Here is a 333-nt window from a genome sequence, read left to right on the forward strand (position 1 = left end):
CCTACGCTCTTGCGGGGATTGGCCATGGCCTGCATGGGTGTTACTCCGGGTTCGCACCACTCACCGTAGTCCAGGCCGTTGAGCACCGTGTATTTGGCATACTCGCCGCTCTGTTGCTCCTCCGTGGTCTGCTGGGCACGGCCCAGCAAAAAGGCATACCACCGCTGCATCATCTCATAGTTATCGGCCAGTATGCGGCGGTCGCCGGTGCGCTTATAGAGAGCGTAGGGCACCAAAATGGCGGCGTCCCCCCAGCCGGCGGACATGCACAGCATGGGTGTCATATACCCGGGGCGGCTGTTGGGCGGGGCAATGTTGGCCATCCGTCCGTCA

Annotated in this window: 1 pseudogene; it reads right to left on the minus strand. The window is 62.2% G+C overall.

Annotated features, from left to right (window positions below):
- A pseudogene (locus H6B10_RS15865) lies at positions 1 to 333 on the minus strand (alpha-L-rhamnosidase); the annotation flags it as partial.

Origin of the sequence: Gemmiger formicilis, from assembly GCF_016901605.1 — a bacterium.
GTDB lineage: Bacteria > Bacillota > Clostridia > Oscillospirales > Ruminococcaceae > Gemmiger > Gemmiger formicilis_B.